Annotated in this window: 26 protein-coding genes and 1 pseudogene; 18 read left to right on the top strand and 9 right to left on the bottom strand. The window is 70.4% G+C overall.

The genetic code is table 11. The features are described 5' to 3' along the window. Positions 1–40 precede the first annotated feature (40 nt). Positions 41–2,122, bottom strand: a complete 2,082-nt coding sequence (locus tag BLQ34_RS04070; protein ID WP_091781855.1) for an amylo-alpha-1,6-glucosidase — start codon at positions 2,120–2,122, stop codon at positions 41–43. A gap of 165 nt (positions 2,123–2,287) precedes the next feature. On the opposite strand from BLQ34_RS04070, the gene BLQ34_RS04065 reads away from it, so the two are divergent. Further along, positions 2,288–3,328 carry a LacI family DNA-binding transcriptional regulator gene (locus tag BLQ34_RS04065; protein WP_172829345.1) on the top strand — a complete coding sequence of 347 codons (1,041 nt, stop codon included), beginning with the start codon at positions 2,288–2,290 and terminating at the stop codon, positions 3,326–3,328. On the opposite strand, the gene BLQ34_RS04060 is transcribed toward BLQ34_RS04065, so the two are convergent. The 5 genes from BLQ34_RS04060 to BLQ34_RS04040 form a co-directional block, all read right to left on the bottom strand. Beyond that, positions 3,310–3,612, bottom strand: coding sequence for a hypothetical protein (locus BLQ34_RS04060; RefSeq protein ID WP_091789236.1), 303 nt, complete (start codon positions 3,610–3,612; stop codon positions 3,310–3,312). The genes BLQ34_RS04065 and BLQ34_RS04060 overlap by 19 nt on opposite strands. A gap of 332 nt (positions 3,613–3,944) precedes the next feature. After that, entirely contained in the window at positions 3,945–4,148 is a 204-nt protein-coding gene (locus BLQ34_RS18965) for a hypothetical protein (protein WP_172829344.1), read from the bottom strand. A 125-nt stretch (positions 4,149–4,273) separates the two neighbouring features. Then, positions 4,274–5,215, bottom strand: coding sequence for a hypothetical protein (locus tag BLQ34_RS04050; RefSeq protein WP_091781849.1), 942 nt, complete (start codon positions 5,213–5,215; stop codon positions 4,274–4,276). Next, entirely contained in the window at positions 5,212–5,676 is a 465-nt protein-coding gene (locus BLQ34_RS04045) for a hypothetical protein (protein WP_157692889.1), read from the bottom strand. Before BLQ34_RS04045 ends, BLQ34_RS04050 begins: the two co-directional genes overlap by 4 nt. A gap of 80 nt (positions 5,677–5,756) precedes the next feature. Beyond that, the gene (locus tag BLQ34_RS04040; protein ID WP_091781843.1) at positions 5,757–6,698 is read right to left on the bottom strand and encodes a hypothetical protein; all 942 of its coding nucleotides are present in this window, start codon (positions 6,696–6,698) and stop codon (positions 5,757–5,759) included. 292 nt (positions 6,699–6,990) lie between these two features. Between BLQ34_RS04040 and BLQ34_RS04035 the strand changes: the two genes are divergently transcribed. The 13 genes and pseudogenes from BLQ34_RS04035 to BLQ34_RS03975 all read left to right on the top strand — a co-directional run bounded on the left by BLQ34_RS04035 (position 6,991) and on the right by BLQ34_RS03975 (position 17,669). Further along, on the top strand, positions 6,991–7,560 hold the full coding sequence (locus BLQ34_RS04035) for a DinB family protein (RefSeq protein WP_091781840.1): 570 nt from the start codon (positions 6,991–6,993) through the stop codon (positions 7,558–7,560). 78 nt (positions 7,561–7,638) lie between these two features. Beyond that, on the top strand, positions 7,639–9,051 hold the full coding sequence (locus BLQ34_RS04030) for a magnesium chelatase (RefSeq protein WP_091781837.1): 1,413 nt from the start codon (positions 7,639–7,641) through the stop codon (positions 9,049–9,051). Then, positions 9,048–11,069, top strand: coding sequence for a vWA domain-containing protein (locus tag BLQ34_RS04025; RefSeq protein WP_091781834.1), 2,022 nt, complete (start codon positions 9,048–9,050; stop codon positions 11,067–11,069). Before BLQ34_RS04030 ends, BLQ34_RS04025 begins: the two co-directional genes overlap by 4 nt. Positions 11,070–11,276: 207 nt before the next feature. Continuing rightward, a pseudogene (locus tag BLQ34_RS19465) lies at positions 11,277–12,509 on the top strand (DUF222 domain-containing protein); the annotation flags it as partial. 50 nt (positions 12,510–12,559) lie between these two features. Continuing rightward, complete coding sequence (locus tag BLQ34_RS04015) at positions 12,560–14,110, top strand: recombinase family protein (RefSeq protein ID WP_091781828.1); 1,551 nt, start codon at positions 12,560–12,562, stop codon at positions 14,108–14,110. Positions 14,111–14,367: 257 nt separating this feature from the next. Beyond that, positions 14,368–14,640 carry a hypothetical protein gene (locus tag BLQ34_RS04010; protein WP_091781826.1) on the top strand — a complete coding sequence of 91 codons (273 nt, stop codon included), beginning with the start codon at positions 14,368–14,370 and terminating at the stop codon, positions 14,638–14,640. 239 nt (positions 14,641–14,879) lie between these two features. Beyond that, positions 14,880–15,041, top strand: a complete 162-nt coding sequence (locus BLQ34_RS04005) for a helix-turn-helix domain-containing protein (protein WP_197674770.1) — start codon at positions 14,880–14,882, stop codon at positions 15,039–15,041. Then, on the top strand, positions 15,038–15,223 hold the full coding sequence (locus BLQ34_RS04000; protein ID WP_157692887.1) for a hypothetical protein: 186 nt from the start codon (positions 15,038–15,040) through the stop codon (positions 15,221–15,223). Before BLQ34_RS04005 ends, BLQ34_RS04000 begins: the two co-directional genes overlap by 4 nt. A gap of 8 nt (positions 15,224–15,231) precedes the next feature. After that, on the top strand, positions 15,232–15,459 hold the full coding sequence (locus BLQ34_RS03995; protein WP_157692886.1) for a hypothetical protein: 228 nt from the start codon (positions 15,232–15,234) through the stop codon (positions 15,457–15,459). Next, positions 15,456–15,971, top strand: coding sequence for a hypothetical protein (locus BLQ34_RS03990; RefSeq protein WP_091781815.1), 516 nt, complete (start codon positions 15,456–15,458; stop codon positions 15,969–15,971). The genes BLQ34_RS03995 and BLQ34_RS03990 overlap by 4 nt, the downstream gene beginning before the upstream one ends. 277 nt (positions 15,972–16,248) lie before the next feature. Continuing rightward, positions 16,249–16,560, top strand: a complete 312-nt coding sequence (locus BLQ34_RS03985) for a hypothetical protein (RefSeq protein ID WP_091781812.1) — start codon at positions 16,249–16,251, stop codon at positions 16,558–16,560. Beyond that, the gene (locus BLQ34_RS03980) at positions 16,560–16,766 is read left to right on the top strand and encodes a hypothetical protein (protein ID WP_091781809.1); all 207 of its coding nucleotides are present in this window, start codon (positions 16,560–16,562) and stop codon (positions 16,764–16,766) included. The genes BLQ34_RS03985 and BLQ34_RS03980 overlap by 1 nt, the downstream gene beginning before the upstream one ends. Positions 16,767–16,859: 93 nt before the next feature. Then, a complete protein-coding gene (locus tag BLQ34_RS03975) occupies positions 16,860–17,669 on the top strand; it encodes a phage major capsid protein (RefSeq protein ID WP_157692885.1) in 810 nt (269 codons plus the stop codon). Between the two features lie 223 nt (positions 17,670–17,892). Here BLQ34_RS03975 and BLQ34_RS03970 read toward each other — a convergent pair whose 3' ends face one another. The 3 genes from BLQ34_RS03970 to BLQ34_RS03960 form a co-directional block, all read right to left on the bottom strand. Then, positions 17,893–19,182, bottom strand: a complete 1,290-nt coding sequence (locus BLQ34_RS03970; RefSeq protein ID WP_091781802.1) for a deoxyguanosinetriphosphate triphosphohydrolase family protein — start codon at positions 19,180–19,182, stop codon at positions 17,893–17,895. Between the two features lie 402 nt (positions 19,183–19,584). Next, positions 19,585–20,109 (bottom strand): hypothetical protein, encoded by a 525-nt coding sequence (locus BLQ34_RS03965; protein ID WP_157692884.1) that lies wholly within the window; start codon positions 20,107–20,109, stop codon positions 19,585–19,587. 37 nt (positions 20,110–20,146) lie between these two features. After that, entirely contained in the window at positions 20,147–20,485 is a 339-nt protein-coding gene (locus BLQ34_RS03960; RefSeq protein WP_091781797.1) for a hypothetical protein, read from the bottom strand. Positions 20,486–20,556: 71 nt separating this feature from the next. Between BLQ34_RS03960 and BLQ34_RS03955 the strand changes: the two genes are divergently transcribed. Genes BLQ34_RS03955 through BLQ34_RS03945 form a run of 4 tightly spaced genes read left to right on the top strand, consistent with a single transcriptional unit; the run spans position 20,557 to position 21,756 of the window. After that, on the top strand, positions 20,557–20,829 hold the full coding sequence (locus tag BLQ34_RS03955; protein ID WP_091781794.1) for an HNH endonuclease: 273 nt from the start codon (positions 20,557–20,559) through the stop codon (positions 20,827–20,829). A gap of 9 nt (positions 20,830–20,838) precedes the next feature. Further along, entirely contained in the window at positions 20,839–21,168 is a 330-nt protein-coding gene (locus BLQ34_RS03950; RefSeq protein ID WP_231961436.1) for a nucleoside triphosphate pyrophosphohydrolase, read from the top strand. A 25-nt stretch (positions 21,169–21,193) separates the two neighbouring features. After that, complete coding sequence (locus tag BLQ34_RS18685) at positions 21,194–21,334, top strand: hypothetical protein (RefSeq protein ID WP_157692883.1); 141 nt, start codon at positions 21,194–21,196, stop codon at positions 21,332–21,334. Between the two features lie 41 nt (positions 21,335–21,375). After that, on the top strand, positions 21,376–21,756 hold the full coding sequence (locus BLQ34_RS03945) for a VOC family protein (RefSeq protein ID WP_091781791.1): 381 nt from the start codon (positions 21,376–21,378) through the stop codon (positions 21,754–21,756). Positions 21,757–21,818 lie beyond the last annotated feature (62 nt).

Here is a 21,818-nt window from a genome sequence, read left to right as displayed (position 1 = left end):
GTCGTCTGCGCACGCCAGTGCGTCGGGGAACCGCCCGAGTCTATGCGCCCCGCCTGATCTCGACCTCGTCCGGCACCCCGATCACCTCGACCGCACCGTCCCGGTCGACCTCGACCGAGAAGGTGGTGGCGCCCAGCCGGAGACCGTCGACCCGCAACGCCCCGAACGGCGACGGCCGTGGTGGCTCCACGTGCAGTACTCCCCGGGGCAGGTCGGCCCGCAGGCCGAGGGCGACCGAGACCACCGCACCGGCCGAGGCGGCCGACCACGCCTGGGGTCGGCAGGATGCCGGGTATGGCGCCGGTCGCCCCATCATCGGCAGCCCAGAGTAGAGCTCGGGCCAGCGGTAGTCGAAGGCCTCGGCGGATGCGACCAGTGCCCTGCTGACGGCGGCGGCCGCGTCGCCCAGTCCCTCGCGTGCCAGGCCGAGGGCGACGATGGCCGTGTCGTGGGTCCAGATCGATCCGGTGTGGTAGCCGATCGGGTTGAACCCGCCGTTCCCCGTGCCGAGCGTGCGCACACCGAAGGTGTCGAGCAGCTCGGCGCCGGTGACCGTGCGGCCGACCGTCGCGGCCTCGCCGGGGTCGAGGGTCCCGGTGCCGAGGGCGTGACCCATGTTGGAGCCGAGGCCGTCGACGGCCCGGCCCTGGCCGTCCAACGCCATCGCGAGGTAGCGCCCGTCGGCCCCGCCCACCCAGAACGCGGCACGCACACGGTCGCGCAGCGCTGCGCCCTGGTGCCGCACCTCGGCCGCGCCCTCCTCCCCCAGCGCGTCGAGGAGGTCGGCCGCCTCGAGCAGTGCCTGCACGGCATACGCCTGCGCTTCGACGAGGGCGATCGGGGCCGGGGCGATCCGGCCGTCGCGCGTGCGCATCGAGTCGAGGGAGTCCTTCCAGCCCTGGTTCACGAGGCCGTGACCCGTGGCGTCGAGGTACTTCAGGAAGCCGTCGTCGTCGGGTTGCCCGTCACCGGTCAGCCAGGCCAGGGCGGCCCGCAGGTGCGGCAGCAGGGCGCGCACCTGCGCCTCGGCCAGCCCCCAGCGCCACGCTTCCACGAGCAGGGTCACCCAGAGCGCGGTGGCGTCGACCGTGCCGTAGTAGAGCGGCGGGAGCGCGAGGTCGCCCTTGCGCGGCGATCCCGTGTATGCCGTGCGGCGGACCTCGTGGGCGATCTTGCCCGGCTGCTCGGCCGACTCGGGGTCGTGCCGAGTGCCCTGGCGGCGAGCCAGGGCACGCAGCGTGCCAGCGGCCAGCTCGGTGCCGAACGGCAGCATCATCCGCGCCGCCCAGATCGAGTCGCGCCCGAACAGCGTGAGGTACCAGGGCGACCCGGCCGCCGCGAAGACATCGGCCGGGTCGAGCGGGTCGCGCAACAGCAGGTGGCGCAGGTCGTCGACGGACCTGGCCACCAGGGCTTCCAGCCTCGGGTCGTCGGAGCTGACCCGGACGTCATCCCAGGCGACGGCCCGGCTGCCGGCATCGGCGTCGAACTCGGACGGTGCGGTGCGCAGGGCCGTCACGGTGAGGCGCAGCGTCCGGCTCGCCCCGGGCTCGACCACGACCTCGTGCACGAGGACGGCTCGGTCGCCGAGGGCCTCGACGCTCGTCGCCGCAGGGTCGACCTCGACCAGGGTCCGGTGCCGGTTCGTGGTGAAGGTGAGCAGGCCGTCCGTGAGGACGGGACGGACGGCCGGCTCGGCGCAGACGCCGTACTTGACCTTCGCGATGTCGAGGCCGTCGGACCCGAGCTCGATCCGCAGTGTGGCGGTGACCGGCTCGGCCGCGCGCGAGGTGATCGTGACCTGCTCCACGAGGCTCGCTGCCTCGAGGGTGCGCACTCGGTGGACCTCGACGGTCGGGTCGGGTCCGGGGTCACCGAGACCGCGTGCCGCGCCGAAGAACTCCGCTGCGGCGCCGCTGGCCGCCGAGGCGATCGGGGTGGGCGACTCCCCCGACACGGTCAGCTCGAGCCGCGACAGGACGCGGACGTCGTCGACGAACAGCCCCTGCGCCGTCCCCGGGACGACGTCGCCGTCCGTCGCGGACAGGGCGGTGGCGTTCCCGTCGACGATGATGCGCAGGTCGTGCAACCAGGGCTGTCGCGGGCTCGGTGCGGCACTCACGTGGGTCTCGCCTTCCGGTGGGTCGCGGGCCGGACCAGGCTTCGTCGCGGGCGCGAAACCTTGACGAGGCGAGGATCGTCGGCCATTCTCGACGCAGGAGTTGGATCGTTCAAATGGGACATTCCACTCAGGCGCGTCAACCGATCACAGCCTAACGGAGCGACAGTGGCAAGCGGACCCGAACCGACACCGAGCCGAGCCACCATCGTCGACGTCGCCACCGCGGCCGGGGTGTCCCGCCAGACCGTCAGCAACGCCGTCAACCACCCCGACCGTGTCGCGCCCGGCACCCTCCAGCGGGTGCACCGCGAGATCGAGCGGCTCGGGTTCCGGCCCAACGCCGCAGCCCAGCAGCTGCGTCGACGCAAGACCTCCGCCTATGGGTTCGAGCTGAACCCGTCCGGGGCCGGGCGGGTGGGCCACGTCCTCGACCGGTTCCTGCTCGAGCTGACCGTGGCAGCACCCGCGCACGGCTGCCACGTCGTCACCTTCGCACCGCAGCCACCGAACCCCATGACGGGCTACGAACGCATCCTCACCTCGGGCCTGGTCGACGGCTTCATCCTGGGTGACACCGTGCACGGGGACCCGCGGCCAGCCTGGCTGCTCCAGCACGACGTGCCGTTCGTGACCTTCGGACGGATCTGGGACGAGCCCCACATGGGCCGGTGGGTCGACGTCGACGGGCAGGCCGGGATGCGGCTCGCGGTCGCCCACCTGCTCGAGCAGGGCTACACCTCGGTCGCCTACCTCGGCTACCCCGCCGGCTCGGCCCTCGGGGACGACCGCCGCGCCGGGTGGCTCGCCGGCCTGGCCGACGCCGGCCTGGCCGACTCCGCGAGGGATGCCGAGACGGTCGAGGACCTGACTGCCGCGACCACCGCAGCCGACCGGCTGCTCGAGGGACTCGGCCGGGACGGTGCCATCCTGTGCGCCTCTGACCTGCTGGCACTCGGGGTGCTGCGCGCCGCACGCAACCGCGACCTGCAGCCCGGTCGCGACCTCGGTGTCGTGGGTTTCGACGACAGCGACCTCGCCGAGGTGGTACAGCTGACCAGCGTGCGGCAGCCCTTGCAGGAGGCCGCCGCCGAGGCTTGGCGGATCGTGCACGCCAAGGGCACCGACCTGTCGCTCACCGCCCTGCTCACCCCCACCCTCGCGGCGCGGCAGAGCTCGTCACGGCACCCTCAGAGCCGCGGCACGTAGCGCTTGCCCTGCAGGGCGTCATAGACCAGGCCGGCGCTGCGACGAGCGGCCAGCAGACGCACCCCCTCGGTCTCCAGGTCGGCCAGCACCTGGGCCAGGCCCTCACTCGTCAGGTGGTCCCCGAGCTCCACCCGCACCTCGCGGTAGGCCTGCCGCATCGCCACCAGCTGGGAGTCGATGTGGCGCGTCGTCATCCAGGCGAGGGCAACCGGCTGGCGTCGCCAGCCGGCATACAAGCGGTACTCCGAAGGGCAGAAGTCGAGCAGCCAGGAGACAGCCGGCACCTGCCACCCGTGCGACTCCGGAGGCGGCACGAGGGGTGGCCAGCCGGGGGGCACGGCCGGGCTGGCCGGTCGCGCGGGGGCCGGACCCACCCGTCGCCCCGCACCGTCAGCGGAGCGCGCCGAGGCAGGCATCGGCACCCGTGCCGGAGGTAAGACGCAGCTCCTCCAGCGATTCGAACATGTGTTCGATCCTACGGCATTCCCGCTCGACCCGCAGCCGACCCGGGTCCTAGGCGCACCCAAGTCCCGATCAGGCCGGCGTGAGCACCGTGCTCAGGGCAGGCGGAAGGACGGACGGCGGGCTGCTTCACCGTCCGCCCTCCCCGCCACGCTCACCGGACCAGGGCAAACCTCCTGGCGGTGATCTGGACGCCGGCTCCCACGAGGAGCAGGAGCCACGCGAGCAGCAGCAGCTGCCACGCGAACCCACCCGTCATGGCGAGAGCCGAGTCGGCGGTAGGCGCGGCCAGGCCCGGCAGGGCCGAGGCGGCCGGCGAGTCGGCACCGGCGCCCGTGCCGGTGTCACCCGTAGGCACCTGATCGTCCCCCGAACCGCTTCCGGGGTCCGTCGGCGTCGTCGGGTCCGTCGGGTCCGTCGGTGTCGTCGGGTCCGTCGGCGTCGTCGGGCCGGTCTCTGCCCCCGTGGTGGTGGAGTCGCCGATCACCGACACGGCATTGCCCCCGCGGTGACCGGAGCGGTGACGGGTGCGGTCACCTGGTTGCCCCCGAGCGCCGAGTCCGCACCGGAGGTGCTGTCCCCCGCGCCCGAGCCCGACGAGCCGGCAGGTGCGGTCGCAGTCGACCCGGTGCTGCTGGAGTCACCGATCACCGACACGGCGTTACCGCCCGCGGTGACCGGAGCCGTGACGGGTGCGGTCACCTGGTTGCCCCCGAGCGCCGAGTCCTCACCCGACGTCGAGTCACCAGCCGTTCCCGCCGAACCGCCCGCCGAACCGCCCGACGAGCCGGCAGGTGCGGTCGCAGTCGACCCGGTGCTGCTGGAGTCGCCGATCACCGACACGGCATTGCCGCCCGCGGTGACCGGAGCCGTGACGGGTGCGGTCACCTGGTTGCCACCACCGGTCGAGTCCGCACCGGAAGTGCTGTCGCCCGCGCCCGAGCCCGACGAGCCGGCAGGTGCAGTCGCAGTCGACCCGGTGCTGCTGGAGTCGCCGATCACCGACACGGCATTGCCGCCCGCGGTGACCGGAGCGGTGACGGGTGCGGTCACCTGGTTGCCCCCGAGCGCCGAGTCCTCACCCGACGTCGAGTCACCAGCCGTCCCCGCCGAACCAGCCGACGAGCCGGCAGGTGCCGTCGCAGTCGACCCGGTGCTGCTGGAGTCGCCGATCACCGACACGGCGTTGCCGCCCGCGGTGACCGGAGCCGTGACGGGTGCGGTCACCTGGTTGCCCCCGAGCGCCGAGTCCTCACCAGACGTCGAGTCACCAGCCGTCCCCGCCGAACCGCCCGCCGAACCGGCAGGTGCCGTGGCGGACGAACCGGAAGGTGCCGTTGCCGTCGACCCGGTGCTGCTGGAGTCACCGATCACCGACACGGCGTTGCCGCCCGCGGTGACCGGAGCGGTGACGGGTGCGGTCACCTGGTTGCCCCGAGCGCCGAGTCCTCACCCGACGTCGAGTCACCAGCCGTCCCCGCCGAACCAGCCGAGGAGCCGGCAGGTGCCGTCGCGGACGAACCCGAGGACGACGAGTCCCCCAGCACCGAGACGCTGTTGCCGCTCACCGTCACGGGCACCGACACCGCGACAGCGGCCTGGTTGCCCCCGCCGGTCGAGTCCTTGCCCGAGGTGGTGCCGGCGCTGGCAGTGCGCACTGCTGGTGCTTGCGCCTGCGACCCGGAAGAGTCCGAGTCGCCGGCCACTGAGATGGAGCTGCCCGTCACGGTGACGGGGACGGCGACGGAGACTGCCACCTGGTTGCCACCGAGGGCGCTACCTGCGCCCGTGGTGCCTTCGTCGGCGGATGCCTGTCCTGCGAAGAACAGGATGCCTCCCCCGACCACGAGGGCCACTTCGAGCCCTCTGCGCACATATGCATGCATGGTCTTTCCTTCCTGAACGTGCTTGGTCGCCCGTGTCCGGGCATGGCTCTGCTGCGTCGACGGGCGACGCGAGAGCGGCACTAGTCAGGTCGGGTACCGGGCTGCTCGCAGGGACCGCACGGCAGGCGCCAGTCGGCACCGGTGCGAGAGGACGTCGTGCGGATCGAGATCGAGAGTGCCTCGGTCGCAGCGGCCTGGTCGGCGGCTCCCGCTCCGCTGGCGCCCCCGGGGGACGGCTGGGTCGGCGGAGCAGGCAGGGCGTCGCGCGGCGAGAGCGGAAGGGTGGGCAGTGGCGGCGACCCCGGCCCGACGGAGCTGGCGACGGGGGCGAGCGCGGCACTGCGGGACGTCGTCGCGGCGGGCGTCCCAGCCAGCGCCGCAGCTCCACCGGGAGTCGCCTCAGCGGCTCGAGGTATGCGGTGGTCCGCCTCTCCTGCAACGGGATCCGTCACCGGTGCGGCAGGCGTGGCAGGCACGATCGGCCGGTCCGGGACGATCACGTCGCCGATCGGCAGGGGCACGATCGGCGACGGCTCGCCCAGCACCGGGAGGGACCTCACGAGCGTGTCCACGGCGTTGGTGATGTCCACGACGGGGGCGCCTACCACCGGCACCGACGCGGTGACATCGGTGACGTCCTCGACGAGTGAGAGCCCGGTGTCGACGGTCGAACGAACCGTGCCGACCGCCTGCTCGACGGGCTGTGCGAGGCTGGGACGAATCGTGGAACTCGTTTTCTGCGAACGCTTTTCATGCCGCGCCTTGGCGGCCTTCGTCGAAGCCGCTGCCGATCCCGCGGTCGCGCGCTCCGGCCGTTCGCCCGGCTCGGACGACTTCGGGAGGAGCCCTCCGACGATCGAGTCGAGGCCCGAACCGTCGACCAGCGGGACCGCCTTGCCGAGCCCGCCGAGAGGACGAGCAGGTTCCGGGCGCTCGGTTGCGGATGCCTGCCCGGAGGTCAGGACGAGCCAGGCCAGGCAGAGCAGGACAGCACCGATGAACAGCCTGATCAGGCTGCGCACGTGCCATGTCCCCTGCATGAAAGTCGACCCCAAGCTCCCCGGCTCTGGCGTTAACTTCGTTCAAGTTGAACACACGCCAAGCGCAAGGGCAAGGGATCTGGACCACAAAACCGCAGGTCAGCCTGGTCGCGTGCCCTCAAACCGCCGCGACGCGGAGTCAACCGACGACAGTGACGCCGACTGCGGCCCCCGCCTCATCCAATCTGCGTAGGCGCTGCCACGGGTGGCCGCGCCTACCCGCAGCGACTGGTTCAGGTCAGGATCTGACCGGATGGCGACCTAGCGTGGAGTCATGACCAACGAACCCACCTCAGCTGCCACCGCTTCCGCCACTCGCGGGGGTGAGCGCGCCGACTTCGTCGAAGCCCTGCGACGTCACCGCGACTTCCTCCGGTTCACCGTCAAGGACGTCACGGACGACCAGGCTCGCCAGCGCACGACCGTCTCCGAGCTCACCCTCGGCGGTCTCGTCAAGCACGTCGCCACAACCGAGAAGCAGTGGGCCGAGTTCATCGTCGACGGCCCCGCACCGCGCCCCGATGTCAACTGGGACGACGTCGACTGGCAGAACCCGCCGGAGCACGTCAGGGCCTTCATGGACTCGCATCGCATGACTGCGGACGAAACCCTCGAAGGCCTTCTTGCACAATACGATTCGGTGGCCGCCAGCACCGACGAGCTGGTCCTTCAGCTGCCCGACCTGGATCACTCCCACCCGCTCCCCGAGGCGCCCTGGTTCGAGCCGGGCGCGACCTGGTCGGCCCGCCGCGCACTGCTCCACATCCTCGCGGAGACCTCCCAGCACGCCGGCCACGCCGACATCATCCGTGAGGCGCTCGACGGACAGAAGACGATGGGCTGACCACGCTCCGAGGTGCCCTCGGTCCGAGGGGCGGTCCCCGCCATACGGATTCGACGCACGCGGGGTTAGCGTGAGGAGGTGACGCACCCCACTGCTGCTGCACCCACTCCCCCGCCCACCGCCCGCTTCCTCGGTGAGCTCCGCGCCTCGGGTCACGAGCTGCGCAGCCTCCGCGAGGAGGTGCGCGGCAACCTCGTGGCAGCGCTCGCCGAGGGACGCGACCCGTGGCCCGGTCTGCACGGCTTCGCCACCACCGTGATCCCACAGCTGGAGCGGGCGCTGCTCGCCGGGCACGACATCGTCCTGCTGGGCGAGCGCGGGCAGGGCAAGACCAGGCTGTTGCGCAGCCTCGTCGGACTGCTCGACGAGTGGACCCCCGTCATCGCCGGGTCCGAGCTTGGCGAGCACCCCTACGAGCCGATCACCCACGCGTCGCGCCGTCTCGCGAACGAGCTGGGTGACGACCTCCCGATCGAGTGGCGGCACCGCGACGAGAGGTATGCCGAGAAGCTCGCCACCCCGGACACGTCGGTCGCCGACCTCATCGGCGACGTCGACCCGATGAAGGTCGCCGAGGGCCGCTCACTCGGTGACCCGGAGACGATCCACTTCGGGCTGATCCCACGCAGCCACCGCGGCATCGTGGCGATCAACGAGCTACCTGACCTGGCCGAGCGGATCCAGGTCGCGATGCTCAACGTGATGGAGGAGCGCGACATCCAGATCCGTGGCTACGTGCTCCGTCTGCCTCTCGACGTGCTCGTCGTGGCCAGCGCCAACCCCGAGGACTACACCAACCGTGGCCGGATCATCACCCCGCTGCAGGACCGGTTCGGCGCCGAGATCCGCACCCACTACCCGCGCGAGCTCGACGACGAGATGGCCGTGATCCGGCAGGAGGCCGAGCTCGTCGCACAGCTGCCCGACCACCTGGTGGAGATCCTCGCGCGCTTCACCCGCGCGCTGCGCGAGTCGAGCTCTGTCGACCAGCGTTCCGGCGTCTCCGCGCGGTTCTCGATCGCCGGCGCCGAGACCGTCGCCGCCGCCGCGCTCCACCGCGCCACGCGGCAGGGTGAGCCCGAGGCAGTCGCTCGCGTCGTCGACCTGGACAGCGCCGTCGAGGTGCTCGCCGGCAAGATCGAGTTCGAGACCGGTGAGGAGGGCCGCGAGCAGGAGATCCTCACCCACCTGCTGCGCACCTCCATCGCCGACACCGCCCGGCGACACCTGGGCGGGATCGACCTGGCTCTGCTCGTCGAGGCGCTGGAGGGTGGCGCCACGGTGACGACGGGTGAACAGGTGGCTGCCACCGACGTCCTGGCCGGTCTGCCGGTGCTCGGCGAGTCCGATCTCTACGACGCCCTCGCCGAACGCCTCGAGGCCCACAACGCCGGTGAGCGGGCCGGCGCCGTCGAGCTCGCGCTCGAGGCGCTCTACCTCGCGCGCCGCGTCGACAAGGACTCGGCTGACGGCGAGACGGTCTACGGATGAGCCCGCACCGGGCGCGCTACGCGCGCTACTCCGGTGGGCCTGACCCCCTGGCCCCGCCGGTCGACCTGGCCGACGCGCTCGACGTGATCGGGCAGGACGTCATGGCCGGCTACTCCGCCGACCACGCCATGCGCGAGTACCTGCGGCGCGGCAGCCGGGACCAGACCGGGCTCGACGAGCTGGCACGACGGGTCGCCGAGAAGCGACAGGAGCTGCTCCAGCGCCACTCCCTCGACGGCACGCTGCGTGAGGTTCGCGAGCTGCTCGACCGTGCCGTGCTGGAGGAGCGCAAGCAGCTCGCCCGCGACCTCGACGACGACGCGCGGCTCGCGGAGATGCGGATCGAGAGCCTGCCGCCGTCGACGGCCAGCGCGGTCAGCGAGCTCGCCGACTACTCGTGGCGCAGCCCCTCGGCCCGTGCCGACTACGAGCGGATCAAGGACCTGCTCGGCAGGGAGGCGCTCGACCAGCGCTTCGCCGGGATGAAGCAGGCCCTCGAGAACGCCACCGACGAGGACCGCGAGCAGGTCCGCCAGATGCTGTCGGACCTCAACGACCTGCTCGCCGCCCACGCGCGGGGTGAGGACACCTCCGAGCAGTTCCGCGAGTTCATGGAGCAGCACGGCGACTTCTTCCCTGACGACCCACAGGACGTCGACGAGCTCATCGACAGCCTCGCCCAGCGGGCCGCCGCGGCCCAGCGGATGATGAACTCGATGACCGCGGAGCAGCGGGCCGAGCTGATGCAGCTGTCGGCGCAGGCCTTCGGGTCTCCGGCCCTGATGGACGAGCTCGGCCAGCTGGACGCCAACCTCCAGGCACTGCGACCCGGTGAGGACTGGGGCGGTTCGGAGCAGTTCGAGGGGGCACAGGGCCTTGGTCTGGGCGATGGGACCGGCGCCCTCCAGCAGCTGGCCTCGCTCGACGAGCTGGCCGAGCAGCTGTCGCAGTCCTATCCGGGCGCGCGGATGGACGACATCGACATCGACGCCCTGGCCAGGCTGGTGGGCGACGACGCAGCGGTCGACGCCCGGACCCTCTCCGAGCTGGAGCGGGCGCTGCGCGACTCGGGCTACCTCAACCGCACCTCCGACGGCCAGCTGCGCCTCTCCCCGAAGGCGATGCGCCAGCTCGGCAAGGCCTTGCTGCGCGACGTCGCCACCCGCCTGTCCGGGCGCCAGGGGCAACGCGACGTGCGCCACGCAGGCGCGGCAGGTGAGGCCAGCGGCGCGACCCGGGAGTGGCAGTTCGGCGACACCGAGCCGTGGGACGTCACCCGCACCGTCACCAACGCGGTCCTCCGGACGGCGAGCGAGGGCGGGCAGCCCGCACGCGGCATACGGATAGACATCCGCGACGTCGAGGTCACCGAGACCGAGGCGCGCACCCAGGCCTGCGTCGCACTCCTCGTCGACACGTCGTTCTCGATGGCGATGGACGGGCGCTGGGTGCCGATGAAGCGCACCGCCCTGGCCCTGCACCACCTCATCAGCAGCCGGTTCCGCGGGGACGCGCTCCAGCTGATCGGCTTCGGACGGCATGCCGAGGTGATGGACATCGAGGAGCTCACCGCCCTCGATGCACAGTGGGCCAAGGGGACCAACCTGCACCACGCCCTGCTCCTCGCGGCGCGGCACTTCCGCAAGCACCCGAGTGCCCAGCCGGTGCTCCTCGTCGTCACCGACGGTGAGCCCACCGCCCACCTCGAACCCGATGGCGAGGTCTACTTCGACTACCCACCGCACCCCCTCACCGTCGCGTACAGCGTGCGCGAGCTCGACAACGTGGCACGGCTCGGCGCGCAGGTGACCTTCTTCCGGCTCGGGGAGGACCCGGGGCTGGCCCGGTTCATCGACCAGATGGCACGCCGCGTGGACGGCCGGGTCGTGGCGCCCGAGCTCGACGACCTCGGGGCGGCGGTCGTCGGCAGCTACCTCGGGTCACGGGGTCCAGGCTCCTACCGGGAGCAGTTCGGTGGCTTCTACGGCGGCGGCCGAGGGTTCTGGGTCGACGACTGAGGTATGCGGCGTGGCCGGCTCGACGCCGGCGCGTCACCTGGACGTGAGCGCACCGCGACCCGCTCGGCCTCGTGCAGGTGCCGTATCGGCGCCGTTGTCGACTCAGTTGTCCACAGGCCACGGTCGGATGAAACGTCATGCACAGCAACGCGATTCGTGAAGCTGCTCTCAGGCTGCGCTGTCAGTGCCGGCTCCTAGGTTTGACCCATGGCCATTGCACCCGACCCGAGCTGGCAGGCTGATCCACCGCCTGCCCGACCGGTCCTGGGCGCGGCCACCGTGGCATTCGACGCGCTCGCGGACTCGGGCCAGGAGCGACTCTGGGCGCTCAGCGACGGCGAGGTCACGCAGGCGTTCGCGGTCCTGGCCCGGTTGCGCGGGAGCGTCGACGCCGGGCTGGTCGCGGTGCTGGCGGAGGCCAAGCGACGCGGGCTGGGCACCGGTGACGGCTGGGGGCCGGTCGACTGGGCGAGGGCCCACGCCCCTCAGCTGCCGACCAGGACCCTGACCGACCTCGACGCCGTCGCCAGCGCAGCAGCCGACACCGGCGCCCTCGATGGGGCTGTCGGTGACGCCCGCCTGGGCGATGTCGTCGACGCCGTCATCGAGGCAGCTCAGCCCTGCCGTGCGACCGACGAGCACGGCGCCGCGGTCGATGCCGCGGATGGCATGGACGTCTCGGATGCGGGCGACGCGGACAGCGACGACCCGGGCGGGACCGACACCACCAGCCAGGCCGAGGACCACGGTCCGGACGTCGGCACGGGGGCGTTGGAGCTGGGCAAGGCCGCACAGATCATCCGGTTCCACCGCTCCGTGCGGGGGCTGGCCGAGCCCGAGCACCTCGCCGAGCTGACCACCATCACCCTGCGTGCCGCCCGTGGACCCCGGGCCCTGTCCGAACGCGGCCTTGCCACCGCCCTTCGCCATGCGGCCGACCAGCTCCGGCCCGACGCGGCCACCGAGCACGACGCCGACGTCCGCCGCGCGCACCGCTCCCTCGTCAAGGGCCCCGGGCCACTCGGGATGTCCCGCTACACCCTGCTCCTCGACGAAGAAGGCGCCGCGATCCTCGACACCGCCGTCGACGCCCTCGCCAAACCCATGCCCGACGAGGCGACCGGGGCCCCCGACCCCCGCACCCCCGCCGCGCGCCGCGCCGACGCCCTGCTCGACCTGCTCGCCCGGGCGGCAGCCGCGCCCGACGGGACACCCCGACAGGCCAAGACCCAGCTCGTCGTCACCACCGACCTGGCCAGACTCACCCAGCAGACCCGCGAATCAGGACGCACGCTGTCGGGCGAGCTGCTCACCGGCGACACCATCCGCCGGCTCGCCTGCGACGCCGAGGTGATCCCGATGGTCCTCGGCTCCGCCACGCAGATCCTCGACCACGGAAGCGCCGTCCGGCTGTTCACCCCAACCCAGGTCCGGCACCTGTGGCTGCGCGACAGCGGCTGCACCTTTCCCGGCTGCAGCAAACCCCCGCAATGGACCGACGCCCAGCACATAACCTCGGAGAGTGGTTTGATGAACTCACCGAGAGGAGCAGGGAGATGGGGCAGAAGAGGGCGGCGGTGTACTGCCGGATCAGCGACGACCGCAGCGGCAAAGAGGCCGGTGTGCAGCGCCAGCGCGAGGACTGTCTCGCGCTGGTCGCGCGCGAGGGGTGGTCGCTGGTTCACGACGGCCCCACGGACACCTTCACGGACAATGACGTGTCGGCGTTCTCGGGCAAAAAGCGTCCCGCCTACCGGCGGCTGGTGGAGGCTGTCACGGCTGGTGAGGTGGACTACATCGTCACGTGGCACAACGATCGCCTGCACCGTCGTCCGGTCGAACTGGAGGCGCTGATCGCGCTGGTGGAGCGCACGAAGGTCAAGGTGGCGACGGTCAAGGCGGGCGAGTTCGACCTGTCCACGCGGCAGGGCATCACCATGGCGCGGCTGGGGGTCACGATCGCCAACGACGCATCAATGGCGACGCGAGAGCGGGTGCAGCGCGCCATGCGCGAGCGCGCGGAGCAGGGCAAGGTGCATGGGGCGCTGCGGACCTACGGGTACGCCGGGCGGCGCAACGACGACGGCACCCACACCATCGAGGTGGTCCCGGAAGAGGCTGCGGTGATCCGCGAGGCCGCGCGCCGAGTGATGGCCGGTGAGGCTCTGCTGTCGGTGGTGAAGGACTTCAACGCGCGCGGCATCAGCAGCCTGCGGGGTGGGCAGTGGTCGCGGAGCACCCTGCGCGGGGTGCTGGTGAGTGCGCGGGTGGCGGGCTGGCGCGAGCACACCGAGGGTCGCACCAACGGCGCTCACGGGTCGCTCTGGCGTGGTGGCGAGTTTGTCGCCAAGGCGGAGTGGAAGGGCATCCTCACGCGCCAGCAGGTGGAGCAGCTTCGTCGAGCGCTGACGGATCCCGCTCGGGCGCGCAAGGCCTCCGGTCGCACATACCTGCTGTCGGGCGGGCTGGTGGTCTGCGGCATGTGTGGCACACCGCTGCGCGGTCGCCCGACCCGCAACGGCCTGCGCGACTACACCTGTACGGCTCCGCCTGTGGGCAGAGGTTGCGGAAGCGTGAGTATCAAGCAGGACGCACTCGATACCTACGTGCGCGACCTGGTGCGGGCCGCCATCGCGGACGGCAGGGTGGCCGAGCGCCTGCGCGCGGGCAGCGGCGACGCGGACGAGGCCGTGGCCCTGGTGTCGTCGCTGGAGACTGATCTGGCGGCGCTGGCGGAGGATCATGGCGCGGGCAGGATCACCCGCCCGGAGTGGATGGCCGCGCGCGAGCCCCTGACGGCTCGGCTCGATGCGGCGCGACGGGACCTCGCGCGGCGCGACGGGGCGGAATCACTGGCCCTGGTGTCGGGCGGTCTGGACGCATGGGACCGCCGCTGGCACGAGGCCGGACGCTCGGGCCTGGTGGACCGACAGCGGGCCATGCTTCGCGCTGTGATGGCCTCTGTGGCGGTCGGTCCGGCAGTGCGCGGGCGGAACCGATTCGATCCTGACCGGGTGTCGGAGCCGGACTGGCGCGCATGACGAGACAGGAGCCGCTGTGGGGCGCTGACGGGGGGAAACCCTCCAGGGAGCACTCCGATCCGCTGCACGACCCGCTGGGGGGCTGTGTGCGGTGCGCTGCGGTGGCCTGCCCGGTGCGACGCCACGACCGCTCGGACGAGTTGTGGCGGCAGTGCTGGCACGACCATGACAGGAGCGATGCCCACGCGCTGGGTCGGCATCTTTGGTGTCTGCCGGGAGACGCGCGACCTCTACCCGACGACGACGCCCATGGGCTGGTGCTCGACCACGACGACCACCCCGACGCCTGCCGATGGGCTGCCCGCTGGCGCGCCCCGGTGCTCGCACTGGCGGCGACCATCCCCGATGACCGCCCGCTAGGTGTGGTGCTGCTCGGCCCGGCGCACGGGCTGGTGCGGTTGTCCTCGCACGCCCAGTACCGAACTGCTGGTCCGGCGCGCTCACGCGCCGGACGCATGCCCGGCGACGACTCGATGTCCGAGGCCAAGGCGCGGGCAGCCGTCGTGTGCCGGCTGGGGCACATTCACTAGTTGGTATGCCGTCCGCATTCTGCGGCACGTTGCGGCAACCGGCGGCCAGTGTCCGACTGTGTCCGCCAATTTCGTTGGCACGACTCAGGATTCGCGTTTGACAGTCATGACCTCCACGGGCAACATTGAGCCCGTTGCGCAGCGCAACACCTCCTTGGGACAAGGCGTGGTTCACACGCCTTGCGAAGCATGGGAGGTGGACTGCGTTGCAGACTCCGCACAGCACGCTCGGGGAGTTCGTGACCCCCGCCGAGGCAGCAGCACGCTTGGGCTGCTCGGTGGAAACCGTTCGTCGGCGCATCCGTGAGGGCGTTCTACCGACGTACCCGCTCGACCGCAGGACCCGACTGGTCAGGGTCTCCGACCTCGACCTCCCCGACCTGAGCGGTGGCCGCCGATGAGCGTGGCCGCGTATCCGTACGACGGTCCGGCCGGTCCGGCGCACGGCCTCAGTCCGGAGGAGATTCGTCGTCGCTGCATCGAGTCCCGGGCGGCCCAGGGTCTTCCTCCAACGGTGCAGGACGGTGCGGTGCTGGACCGGCTGGTGGCGCTGCTCCGCGACGACGAGGCGGCCGGGGCATGAGCACGGGCATGAGAAGGGCCGCCCCGGACAGGCGGCCCCAGAACTCCCTCAAGGACGTTGCGGGCTCAACGGTACTCGACCCCACGGACGCCAACTACTACGCGGCACTGCTCGCGTGGGCGGAACCCCTGCTCGACATGGACCGACGCCGCGACCAGGCCGCTCGACGGCTGCCTCCGCTGGACGACGGTCGCCGCGACCCGCTCGGGGCCATTACCGATGGGGACAGCGGATGACCTGGGCGAAGATCCCTGACGAGTTCCCCGACATGTGCGCCTCGGTGGACCTGAGCGACGCCGCCTTCCGGACCCACGTCGAGGCGTTGTGCTGGGTCATGCGCCGCGAGAACGGAGGCTTCATCACCGACCGCGACGTGCGCAGGTTCGGCGAGTCCAAGGACGTGAACGCGGCGGTGGTCGAGCTGCTCGCCACCGGCTTCTGGCGGACCGCCGCTGGTGGCTACACCGTCATGGCCCTCATGGAGCACCAGCCAGAGCCTGAGGTGATCCGAGCCCGACGCCGAAACGACGCCACGCGTCAGCGACGCAAGCGCAGGAAGGCTGCCGGGCTACCGGACGAGGAGCCGTCACGACCGGTGTCACGGCGTGACAACCCCCGTGACCATCCGCGTGACCCGGTACGGGTCGGTCCGGTTCGGGACGGGGTCACCTCTACTACGGAACTACGCCTAGAAGACCGGGGAGAGGAAACCGCCAGATTTTCGTGGGCGGCCGGGCCACCCGCGTGATGAGCGACGTGCACCTCTACGCCACGCCCCGGAGCCGATACGCCCTGCTGGTCATGGACCGATCCGAAGGCTACGGCTGGCTGCGAGCACACGGCTTTCCCGCCTTCTGGTGCGGCAAGAGACGTGGGTTCCTCGTACGCCCGACCGACCTACCAGACCTTCGGGCGATGTGCCAGCACGAGGGCATCGCGACGACCGAGCACAACGCCAGCGGCCCACGACAGGCCGCGATCCGCAGGCACCACGCAACACAACGACCCACTACAAGGAGAAGAGCATGACGAACACGAACGACCAGACGGTCGAGACCCGCATGGCGGACCTCACAGCGGCCTGCGCAGCCGTCGTGGCCTACCAGCGAGGCGACCGGGAAGGGACGACCAAGGCCATGAACGCCATCACGACGGGACGTTCGGGCGAGACGCTGCTTGCGCTCGGCGTCCTGCTCGCGGACCAAGTGGCCCGGGCAAGTGGGCTGCCGTGGGACACCGTGATGAGCGGCGTCATGAGCGCGCTGCTCGACCCCGACGAGCGGGCGTTCGTCGGCCTCGGGGTGCAGTTCGTGACCCACGACAGCGACGAGGCGTGATGGCCGCGCGGGACGAGCGCTACAGGCAGCAGCGCGACCGGTACCGGCGCGCCCTGGTCGAGGTGGCTGCCGTGTCCGTCGTGGGCGGCATCAGCGCCGTGGCCGACTTCCTGCCCAGCGAGCCCGGCCTCCGGGCCGAGGTGCAACACCGGGCGCGAGAACTGGCGCGGGAAGTGGACCGGCTGTCCGCTCGGCGGGCACAATGAGCCCAGGGCCGTGCTGACCTAGAGCCGCCCGGTCAGGCCGCGAGCGTCGAGCCGCGTGCAGACGAGACCTTCGTCATGCACAGGTGGCTCGAAATGCCTATCAGCACAACCTCTTTCAGCGGCAACGCCTTCCCGACCGAGGTGTTCGCCCCCATCCTCAATCGCGGCCTCTCCGGGGCTCGGTTCTTCGACTCGCTCACCCGCCGCGACATCAGCGGCAACTCCGCCACGTTCCCCACCGTGGACCCCACAGGGTTCGACTGGGTGGCCGAACTCGGCGTCATCCCCGAGGTCACGCCCGGCGACTCCTCGTCGGTGGTCGCGCCAGCCAAGATGGCCGGCAACATCCTGCTGTCGAACGAGTCGCTGGCCGACAACACGTTCGACCTCGCGGCCGGCATCGGGGACGCCATCAAGGGCTCCATGGGCCCCGCCGTGGACGCCGGGTGCCTCTACGGCGGAGCCTCGCCCGAGGAGCCGGATGGCGTGTACGACGCCCTCGCGAACGTCACCGGCGTCACGCTGCGCGCTGCGGTCATCACCGCCGCCGCAGAGATCATGGGCTCCGGGGGTGACCCCAACACGGTGTTCGTCACCCCGGCCATGTGGGCCGAGGAGATGGCCCGCGAGACGGCGAGCGGCCCAGTCAACACCGGGGCGGACCTGACCATCGCCGGGCTCCGCGCAGTGGTCGTGCCCAGCCTCGCGGCGGGCAACGGGATCGTGGCCGACACCACCCGGTGCTACGGCGTGGTCCGGCAGGACTTCCGCGCCGAACTCAACGCTCAGTCCGACCAGGCGTGGAGCCGCGACGGAGCACAGCTGCGAGTCATCGCACGACTGGCTGCCGTCGTCCCGGCACCGGTCAGCGCGGCTCGCTCGCTCACCGTGAACGCCGCGTAGCGGTTCGGACGGGCCGAGGCTTCCGACCTCCACGCTCGAGAGGCCCGACGCCTCTCCATGGAGTCGGGCACGGGTGGTGGGGCTACGCCCGGTGCTGGCGCGTTTCATGTCCGCGCCAGCACCGGGTTACCCGTGCCCGCGCAATTCGGTCGTTCGCCTCGTCGGCCGTGTCGGCTTCGGGTTTCTTTTATCCAAGCGCCGTTGTGCGCCCAAACGACAGCGCCTACCGCACGATCGAAGAGACCACGCTTCCTGCGTCGTGCCCAGTGAGGCGACCGTACAGAGCCAGGGCCTGCCGCTCCGACAGGCTGGCCACGACATCACAGGCCACCCGCAGCTTCCCAAGAGACTCGTCGGAGTGTTGCGCGACGAGGTCCGAGTTAGATAGGTACGCGCGGGCCCAGGCCGGAAGCGCGAACTGGTTCTTGTCCGTGCAGTCCACGTAGTAGTCGAGCAACGTCTCGATGACCCTCCGCTGCCCCTCCTGCTGTGCCGCAAGGGCTGGGGCCTCGATGACATATGTCCACGTCAGGCTTTTGAGCAGGTCGAGTTCCCGACGCATGTCGGGATCCTCCACCAAGGCTCCACCGTCGAGCGAGAGCCCTGTGACGTATCGATTAATGCCGACGGCGACCATCCGGCTCATGATGCCCCGAGCCTGCTGGTTGCCCCACGGCTCGGTTGGAAACTCGGAGAAGAGAGTTTCCGCCGCTGCCGTGTACTCCTGCTCGGTTCCCAACAGAGTCTTGTGCTCGTCCTTCCAGCGGTCGAAGGTCCGCTGCAGGAAGCCCGCTTGTTCGCGCGGATCGCGTGCGAGGCGGTCGAGCGGCACCAGCCCGGCGCTGAAGAAGTCGTCCACGTCATGCAAGGCGTACGCGACGTCATCCGCCCAGTCCATGATCCGGGCCTCGGGCGTCTGTTGGTCGACAGCCGGACCTGTGAGCCCCTCACGACTCCAGTCGAAGTCGGCACCTTCTGGGTGGTAAGCCCCGTACTTCCGGTTCTTCTTGCCAGCCGTGTCTCGACGCCATGGATACTTCGATGTGGCTTGTAGAGCCGCGCGGGAGAGGTCGAGCCCCACGTGCTCATCAGAACGCCGCGCCAACTTCGTGATGATCCGAAAGCTCTGCGCGTTTCCTTCGAACCCATCGGCGATCTTTGCGGCAACCAGTAAGTCGTCGAGGTGCTTCTCGGCGATGTGCCCGAACGGAGGGTGCCCAAGGTCGTGCGCGAGAGCCGCCGCCTCGACCACGTCGGGGTCCACTTCAAGGTCCTTCGAGTCCGCCCAACGCTCCGCAAGCCGGCGTGCCACCTGTGCCACCTCCAAGGTGTGCGTCAGGCGGTTGTGGAACAACTCCATCTCGTGGCTGCCGACGACCTGGGTAACTTCCCCGAGTCGACGGAATTGCGACGTGTACAGAACGCGATCGCGGTCGCGCTGACCCGGCGTCCGTGGATCCGGCGGATCCTTCGCCTCATCAGAAGACCATCGGCGCTCAGAGCGGTTGCTCAATGTGACGAAACGCGTAGGTTCCCAGAAGCGCTGCGCACCAGCTTATGTTCAGCCAAAAGCTTCCAGTACGCCTCGCGGACCAAACTGGCTGGCTGCTCCCGTGAAGCCGCCCGCACCACGTCAGCGGTCCGAGCCTTCCCTGCCCCTGCGGTCGTGACCGCGTTTAGAACGGCCTCAATCGCGCGATCTATGCCAACGTCTACAGCCACCATGCTCCCTCCATGTACTCCAAGATTACTTACTAAGAGATCTTGTAGGTCCAGATTGGCGCATCCCACTGACAACGGCACTCCGACATGCCGTCGTGGGCGAGCGTGGATCAAAACCGGCAGCCAGGCGCAAGTGCTTGACCGGGGGTTCTGGGGCAAGTTTCGGCTTCAGTGCACCCCCCACCCCTGATCCCTACGGTTCGTAGCGCTCGATCGGAACCTGATTCCTCACCTTGAGGTCCGCCCGCAGGATCGCCAGCAAGCGGTCCTCCATGTCCAAGAACGCCTGTTCGGCGGTGGCCACCTCTGGTCGCTCGCGAGCATGTCGAGGACCATCCTCGAGGCGAACGCGAGAAACCTCGCCGCCCAGCCGCATCAGGGCACGGTTGGTCGAACTCACGGCCTCCCGAACTTCCAAAGGGGCAAACAAGTTCACCCGGGTGATGGGTGACAGGATCGGATCAAGCCAGTTCAGCGGGACATCGCTGCCGCTCACGATCGCTTTGTCCGCCATGCGCTGTGCAATCTCGAACCCTGCCATCAAGTCCAAGTACAGGGCCCGCCGGTCGTCGAAGGTCCGAAGGTCGTCCTCGCGTTCCCAACGCTCGCGCTCCCGTCTCGCTGCTCTGCGATCCGTCACGGTAGACCCAATCAAACTGCCACAGAGCGCGATCGCGCCGCCCACGGCTATCGGCACAAGACCAAACCAATCGTTCATGCGACTCCGTCTAGCGCCTCGGTAGTCGGGGAACTTGTCACGTCTCGCCATCCTGCCGCGATCGCAACCGGTTGAGTCGTTCGACGCTGGCATCGATTGAATGCCTGACTACCTCAGCGAGATCCCACCGAGGGTCCGAGCGGGGCGGATCCTCTGAACGGAGCCGGTCCTGAAGGTCGTCAAGCAGGTCGCGGTCCCTGATGATGGCGCGGCTCAACTCAGCGACTTGGTCCTCCCGGGGCAGATGCTGAGCCTGTCCAGCAAGTTCCTCGTGCATAGCGACTGTGTTTTGGTGATTGAGGTATCCCTCGACCATTTCAAGGTCACTCGCGTCGAAGTCCTTACTGGTCGTCCGATCCGGGTCATACTTGGCCACGCGCGCACCTTCTTGGTCTGGGCAGGCGGTTGGGTTGGCGACCCACCTTGGTCCGCCCAGTTTGACAGAGTATGTGCCACCACCTGATCCACTGGGCCGACGGCGGACCCACCGACCTGACCAACGCCGCCCTGCTGTGCCGCGCCCACCACACCGTGGTCCACCGACAGCGCTACCCCGGCCACGTCATCGACACCAGCCACGGTCCGGCCGTCCACTGGGACCTCGTTCCCGGCGGCTATGACGACCGCCTCGAAGCCCTTCGCAAGGCCGGCACCATCCCCCGCTGGCCCGACCCAGATCCTGACGAACCCATGACCCTGCGACCCGTCCCCGACGCCTAGGGTGTCCGCATGTCAGCGCAGATGCGTCACCCGAAGCTCGTCCGCGACCGGGTGCCCGACCTCATCCGTTCTCGTGGCCAGGTCGCCGAGACCACCGTCCTCAGCGGCGGCGACTACACGACCGCGCTGCTCGACAAGCTCGTCGAGGAAGCCGTCGAGCTGCGGATCGCCCCGCCCGGCCAGCACATCGAGGAGCTCGCCGATGTCTGGGAGGTCCTCACCACGGCGGTGGCGCAGCTCGGGTTCACCATGGACGAGGTGGAGCAGGCGGCGACCTTCAAGCGGATCGTGCGCGGTGGCTTCGACGAGCGACTCTGGCTCGAGCCCGCCACCGGCTGACCACCATCGCAGAGATCGGCCCGGGATGGGTCAGGACTCGACCGAGACCTCGTTCGAGCTGCCGGGCGCGCCGCTGCACGACGACGCGACCGCGGCGCAGATCCGCGAGCTGGTGACCAAGGGCGCGTTCGGCAACCCGATCCGAGTCCAGCAGCAGGGCGGCTGAGCCGCGGCTGACGGGCGACAGCGTTCGCCTACGATCGCCCCATGGAGCGAGTGACCGGGATCGGTGGCGTCTTCTTCCGGGCGAAGGACCCGCAGGCGTTGGGGCGCTGGTACGCCGAGCACCTCGGCGTGACCGAGGTGCCGACCAGCTATGGCGGTGCCGCCTGGGAGCAGGAGGCTGGGGTCACCGTCTTCGCACCGTTCCCGGCCGACTCCGACTACTTCCGCCGGCCCGAGCAGCAGTGGGCCATCAACTTCCGGGTGCGCGACCTCGACGCCATGGTCGCCCAGCTGCGCGGGGCCGACATCGAGGTCCAGGTCCACGACGAGGTCTACCCCAACGGCCGCTTCGCCGAGCTCGTCGACCCCGAGGGCACGCCGATCCAGCTGTGGGAGCCGATGGAGCCCAGCGTCACCGACTGAGCCGTGCCGAGCACGACCGAGGGGTATGCCGCGTGGTGACCACGCGGCATACCCCTCGGTGC

The organism is Pedococcus dokdonensis, assembly GCF_900104525.1.
GTDB classification, from domain to species: domain Bacteria; phylum Actinomycetota; class Actinomycetes; order Actinomycetales; family Dermatophilaceae; genus Pedococcus; species Pedococcus dokdonensis.
This window is presented reverse-complemented; position numbering and strand designations above follow the sequence as displayed.